The 6,212-nt window shown below is 67.0% G+C and carries 6 protein-coding genes; 2 read left to right on the top strand and 4 right to left on the bottom strand.

The features are described 5' to 3' along the window. A partial coding sequence (rpsA, locus tag ACFWF3_RS20590) for a 30S ribosomal protein S1 (protein WP_379314893.1) occupies nt 1–1,307 on the bottom strand: 1,307 nt, incomplete at its 3' end. 228 nt (nt 1,308–1,535) lie between these two features. Here rpsA and ACFWF3_RS20585 point away from each other — a divergent pair. Then, a complete protein-coding gene (locus tag ACFWF3_RS20585; protein WP_378994100.1) occupies nt 1,536–2,384 on the top strand; it encodes a class I SAM-dependent methyltransferase in 849 nt (282 codons plus the stop codon). On the opposite strand, the gene ACFWF3_RS20580 is transcribed toward ACFWF3_RS20585, so the two are convergent. Then, complete coding sequence (locus ACFWF3_RS20580) at nt 2,381–2,935, bottom strand: hypothetical protein (RefSeq protein ID WP_378994098.1); 555 nt, start codon at nt 2,933–2,935, stop codon at nt 2,381–2,383. The two genes, ACFWF3_RS20585 and ACFWF3_RS20580, sit on opposite strands and share 4 nt — an antisense overlap. 87 nt (nt 2,936–3,022) lie before the next feature. Continuing rightward, on the bottom strand, nt 3,023–3,316 hold the full coding sequence (locus ACFWF3_RS20575; RefSeq protein WP_379314892.1) for a hypothetical protein: 294 nt from the start codon (nt 3,314–3,316) through the stop codon (nt 3,023–3,025). A gap of 102 nt (nt 3,317–3,418) precedes the next feature. On the opposite strand from ACFWF3_RS20575, the gene ACFWF3_RS20570 reads away from it, so the two are divergent. After that, nucleotides 3,419–4,450, top strand: a complete 1,032-nt coding sequence (locus ACFWF3_RS20570; RefSeq protein ID WP_378994094.1) for a LuxR C-terminal-related transcriptional regulator — start codon at nt 3,419–3,421, stop codon at nt 4,448–4,450. A 16-nt stretch (nt 4,451–4,466) separates the two neighbouring features. Here ACFWF3_RS20570 and ACFWF3_RS20565 read toward each other — a convergent pair. Next, nucleotides 4,467–6,212: DEAD/DEAH box helicase (locus ACFWF3_RS20565; RefSeq protein ID WP_379314891.1), on the bottom strand; the 1,746-nt coding region annotated here is incomplete at its 5' end.

Here is a 6,212-nt window from a genome sequence, read left to right as displayed (position 1 = left end):
GCTGCCATCTTCTCCATCTGAGCAGTGTGCATCTTGTGGCGACGCTCGGCCTCGGCGTAGCGGCCTTCCCACTCTTCACGCTGCTTGTCGAACCCGTCGAGCCATTCGTTGGTCTCGGGATCGAAGCCCTCGGGGAAGATGTAGTTGCCCGCATCGTCGTAGCTGTCGGCCATGCCGTACTTCGACGGGTCGAACTCGGCGTTGTAGTCCTCGTTCGCCTGCTTCAGCGACAGCGAGATGCGACGACGCTCGAGGTCGATGTCGATGACCTTGACCATGGCGTCGTCGCCGACGGCCACAACCTGGTCCGGGACCTCGACGTGGCGCTCGGCCAGCTCGGAGATGTGAACCAGGCCCTCGATGCCCTCTTCGACGCGCACGAAGGCACCGAAGGGAACCAGCTTGGTGACCTTGCCGGGCACGATCTGGCCGATGGCGTGGGTCCGGGCGAACTGACGCCACGGGTCTTCCTGAGTCGCCTTGAGCGACAGGGAGACGCGCTCGCGGTCCAGGTCGACGTCGAGAACCTCGACGGTGACCTCGTTGCCGACCTCGACAACCTCGGACGGGTGGTCGATGTGCTTCCAGGACAGCTCGGAGACGTGCACCAGGCCGTCGACGCCACCCAGGTCCACGAAGGCACCGAAGTTGACGATGGAGGACACGACGCCCTTGCGGACCTGGCCCTTCTGGAGCTGGTGCAGGAACTCGCTGCGGACCTCGGACTGGGTCTGCTCGAGCCAGGCGCGACGCGACAGAACCACGTTGTTGCGGTTCTTGTCGAGCTCGATGATCTTGGCCTCGATCTCCTTGCCGACGTACGGCTGGAGGTCGCGGACACGACGCATCTCGACGAGCGAGGCGGGCAGGAAGCCACGGAGACCGATGTCGAGGATCAGGCCGCCCTTGACGACCTCGATGACGGTGCCCTTGACGGCCTCGTCCTTCTCCTTGAGCTCCTCGATCGTGCCCCACGCGCGCTCGTACTGCGCCCGCTTCTTCGACAGGATCAGGCGGCCTTCCTTGTCCTCCTTCGTGAGGACCAGGGCCTCGACCGCGTCGCCCACGGAAACGACCTCGTTCGGGTCGACGTCGTGCTTGATGGAGAGCTCGCGGGAGGGGATGACGCCTTCGGTCTTGTAACCGATGTCCAGCAGGACCTCGTCACGATCGACCTTGACGATGGTGCCTTCGACGATGTCACCATCGTTGAAGTACTTGATCGTTGCGTCGATGGCGGCCAGGAAATCCTCGGCGGAGCCAATGTCGTTAATGGCTACCTGCGGCGAGGTGACGGTGGTGGGCATATGTGGGTTTGCTCCGGACGGATTGTGGTCGGTTGCGGACATTGGATCTTTCGGTACGCTGCGAGATCACCGCGACGACGCGACGAAGGGATACCGGTAAAGTATCGCACGGACCGTCGCACTTGCCGCTGATCAAATTCAGCGTCCCTCTACAGCGTGCATCAGCCTACGCGACCCGCGCCGAGCCGGGCAAACCACCCCCCGCACCACGCCGATACCCTGTTGGCCGTGTCCGACGACGAACGCCACGCGCAGGCCAACGCGCTGCTGGGTACCTCAGCAACCACTCGAACCAAGATCGATTCGCGCGACAGCGAGCGCGCGAATCGCCGCTGGTGGGACGCCGACGCCGAGCAGTACCACCAGACCCACGCCGACTTCCTCGGCGTCGACTCCCCGGGCGGCGAGTTCGTGTGGTGCCCGGAGGGCCTGCACGAGGGCGACATGGGTTTCCTCGGCGACGTGACCGGCAAGACGATCTTGGAGATCGGCTGCGGGTCGGCGCCGTGCTCGCGGTGGCTGGCCGGGCACGGCGCGTTCCCGGTCGGGCTCGATGTGTCGAAGGGGATGCTGGAGCGTGGCGTGGCCGCGATGGATCAGGGCGGACCGCGCGTACCCCTGGTTCAGGCGGGTGCCGAGGCGCTGCCCTTTACCGACGCGTCGTTCGATCTGGCCTGCTCGGCGTTCGGCGGGGTGCCGTTCGTCGCCGATTCGGCGCTGGTGATGCGCGAGGTGGCTCGGGTGTTGCGCCCGGGCGGGCGCTGGGTGTTCTCGGTGAACCATCCGATGCGCTGGATCTTCCCCGACGATCCGGGCGAAGCGGGTCTGACCGCCACGATCCCGTATTTCGACCGCACTCCTTATGTAGAGGTGGACGGCGACGGTGTGCCGACCTATGTCGAGCACCACCGCACGATCGGTGACCGGGTCCGCGAGATCGTCGGCGCCGGTCTGCACCTGGTGGACATCGTCGAACCGGATTGGCCGGAATGGCTCGACCGCGAATGGGGTCAGTGGTCGCCGCTGCGCGGGCAGATCTTCCCCGGGACCGCCATCTTCATCGCCGAGAAGCCCTAGAACTCGGGCAGCGCGGCGAACGAGGGGTCCACGCGCACGTTCGGCACGGTGTCGGCGACCCAGCGGCGCGCCCTGGTGAGCGCGTGATCGGGGAATTCGACATCGAAGCGGACGTCATCGGACAGCAGATAGGGCAACCGGCCGCGCAGACCGGGCGCGTACGGGTGGGGCGGGCACATCTCGTCGCGCCGAACCTGCCGGCCGATCAAGGTCTCGCGCGCACCGGGCACCCCGGTCTCGGGGCAGATCACCTGGAACACCGCCGAGCACCGGTCCTTGGGCACCACGATCGACGCCGCGAAAACCAGCTCACCGTGCGGGCCCGGCAGTTGGGTCTTCTCCACCCGCAGCAGGGCGGGCAACTGGTCCACCCACACCACGAAGGCCTCGATCAGGCAGCCGGTCCGGGCGTGGTGCTCGGCCAACCGCCTGCGCAGCCGTTTCAGGTCGTGCAGGCGGGCGGGCAGGTCGGGCGTGCCGTTGACATAGGTCAACGCGACGACGTCACGAGTGGCCGGATTCCCCCAGGTCGTGTCGTCCAACTGTTGCATTCCAGGAATGTCGAACGAGATGGGCACCGGATCAATTTACCGGCGGATTCGAGTTCGGTTGTCCCCGTGGGGCGCCCGGCGCGTCGATCAGGCCGAAATCCGCTCGTCGACCACGTCGACAAGCCAGGCTTCGTGACTGATCACCATCGCGCGGCTGCGCGGGGTGGCGAGCACGGTCGCCAATGCGGCGCGGAACGCCTCGGCGGCCGCCCGATCGTCGAAATCGAGGTCGATGAGGACGCGGGGTGGTGTGCCCTCGACGCGGCCGACGCGGTAGGCGCGAACGCCGTTGTCGGCGCGGAAACGCTCGAACTGATCGAACGCGGCCTTCCAGTCGTCGTAGTCGCGAACGGTGTTGTCGATGTGCAGGGTGACGGTCATGGTGACCTCCGTGGTCGTGCTGGATGGGTAGCTCAATGGTCGGCCCGTTCTGGGCACCGGAACATCCCTGATCCTGGGGGTTTTCCGCCGTAGACTGGGTGCGTGCCGAGCACCTTGGCAGACCGGATCGGCCGTCTGTGCCGCGCCGGGCACTCCGCCAAACGATTGCGTGAACTCGTCCTGGTCGAGATCCGCGCGAGGATCCCGTTCACCGGCCATGTCTTCGCGCTCACCGATCCCGTCACCGCGGTCGCGACGGCGCCGCTCGCCGACGTCCCCGGCCTCGATCTCGCGCTGTTGCCCGACTTGATCCGCGCCCGGTATCTCACTGCGCTCAATCGCTGGGACACCGTGCGCGGCACCGGCGCCCACTCTTTGCTGGGCGCCACCGACGGCGACCCGGAACGCTCCCTGCTCTGGCGCACCGCCCAGCACGATCTCGGCGTCACCGACTCCGCCACCGTCACCTTCGCCGACCGCTACGGCTGCTGGGGCTTCCTCGAACTGCTCCGCTACAGCGAACCCCCGTTCACCACAGCAGAACTCGGTGAGCTGAGCACGCTGACAGCACCGGTCACCGCAGGCCTGCGCCGTACCGTCGGCGCCACCTTCGTCGAATCCGACGCCCAGCTCGCGTCGCTGGGCCCCGCGGTCGTCCTGCTCGACGACACCCTGCGCGTGCGTTCCCAAACGGCAGCCGCCGCGGATTCCCTCCTGCGCCTGCTCCCCCCGGACGAACCGATTCCCCCCGTCCCTGCCTCGGTCTACAACGCGGCCGCCGCCCTGCTCGCCACCGAGGCCGCCGTCCCGCTCGGCCCCGCCGTCTCCCGCATCCACCTGGGCGGCAACCGCTGGCTCACCGTCAAAGCCGACCGCATCGGCCCCGACATCGCCGTGGCCCTGGAACCGAGCACCGCCACCGAACGCCTCGACCTGTTCGCCCGAGCCCACGCCCTCTCCACCCGCGAATCCCAGGTCCTGACGCTGCTGGCCACCGGCCTGGACTCCCACGAACTGGCCGCGGAACTGTTCCTCTCCGAACACACCGTCAACGACCACGTCAAAGCCGTCCTCGCCAAATCCGACACCCGAACCCGCCAACGCCTCCTCACCCGCGTTCTCGGAGTCGGCTGAGCCAGTCAGGTAGAGCTCAAGTCCGACGTTGGTGGGCATGCGGATCGTGCTCGGCCGACTCCCGCAGTCGCCACATCGGCACGCGGACGGCATCCCACCGCTGCGACGGAACCTTGCGCAGGTCTGTGTGTTGCAGCATCAGTCGCAAATGCCGATCCGCCGCGTTGGCGCCCGCACCACGATCGACCACCACGCCCCACACCGAGCCGTCCGGACGCCGATCGATCGCGTCGGTGTGGTGGCCGGCCATCGGAGATCCGAAGGCGAGGTCGGTCGCCCCCCGGCGAATCATGTAGCGGTGCAGTCGATTCAGCACAGGGTCAGCCTCGCCGACCGCCGCCGCCGGTTCGGCAGCAGCGGCGAGCGCGCTACCGATGCGGCGCGACTGCCAGATGCGGCTGTCACCCACGACGAACAGGTGCGCACGGGCGCGGGTTATCGCCACGTTCCACAGGTTCGGTTGCCGGTCGAGCCATTCGATCGATCGCCGGGGCATTTCCGGCGAGGCCACAAGGGAGAAGATGATGATGTCGCACTCACCGCCTTGGAAGGTGTGCACTGTGCCGACAACGACCCCATCGGAACCGTCGAGCCGGCGTTTGATCTCGTCGGACTGCGCCTTGAACGGCGTGACCACACCGATCGTCGTTCCACACGGCAATCGTCCCGGCTGCTGGAGTTGCGCGATCAGGCTGAGCACAACATCGATCTCTTCGCGGTTGTACCAAGAACTCTGAGCTCCGCGCTGCGCGATTCCGGCGACATCGCGCCATACGACCGGCGCCTGGTCGGTGCCATTCTGCTTGCGCACATCGGTCAGCACCGTCAGTTGACCGCGGTAGAACAGGTCGTTGGCGACCCCAGCGATGTCGGGATGGCACCGAAAGTGTTCGTCCAACAGCAGGCTCTCGCCGAACGACTGTTCCGCCGCCTCGAACGCGGAATGTCGCAGATACGACATCCGCCGCCGTTCGAGCCACGCGGCTGAAATCTGTGCGGTCGCCGCCGCGGCGATCTCGCCTCTGCCGTCCAGGGTGGTGATATGTGTCAGCTGCATCGGGTCACCGATGATCAACGCCCGCTTCGCCCGGAACAGCAACGGCAGGACCGCAGCGATGGAGCACTGCGACGCCTCGTCGATCACGACCAGATCGAACAACGCGGCGTCGAGCGGAAAGGCACGCGCCGATTGTGCCGTCACCGCCCATGCTGCAGCTCCGGCCAGCGCCGCACGTTTTGCCGGCCAATCGGGACCGGACTGGTGCCGCAACAGCGCGTCGATCTGTCGCCGCCCGCGCACGGCGTTGGACCGCACCACGGCATCGAGCAGTTCCGTCGAGGCTGTCTGCAGTGTGTCCGTCGAGTGGGTGAACCGTGCGAAGAGCTCGGCATCGCTGGGCCGGGCGGACTCCGAAGCATGGAGTCGGCGCCAGGTGAGCTCGGCTGCGGCCAGTTCGCTCAGCAGCTCGCACTGACGCTCAACTGTTTCCGGACTTTCGGCCAGCCCGAGCCGACGGACCAGTCGTCGACACCTCCAACCTGCGATCAGGGAGAACCGCCGTACCGCGACAGCTTTGCGGATGAGCGCGGCAGGATCGATGCGCTCGAACAGCAGGGCAATCTGTTCGACACGCAGGCCGAGTTTCGCGGCAACCGCTTCCCGGACGTCCGCGACGTCGAGCAATGTCACCTCGACTCCCGCAAGGTCGGCGAGCTCGCGGCGCTGACGGTCGAGCTCGGCGGTGGCGGCATCGACCATGAC

Source organism: Nocardia sp. NPDC060220, from assembly GCF_042727815.1.
Lineage (GTDB): Bacteria > Actinomycetota > Actinomycetes > Mycobacteriales > Mycobacteriaceae > Nocardia.
Note: the sequence above shows the minus strand (reverse complement) of the source record. Positions and strands in the feature narration are given on the sequence as shown.

Bases quoted from the DNA above. Each gene is read 5' to 3' on its own strand.
- ACFWF3_RS20580 (WP_378994098.1), bottom strand. From the start codon at position 2,935: ATGCAACAGTTGGACGACACGACCTGGGGGAATCCGGCCACTCGTGAC.
- ACFWF3_RS20575 (WP_379314892.1), bottom strand. From the start codon at position 3,316: ATGACCGTCACCCTGCACATCGACAACACCGTTCGCGACTACGACGAC.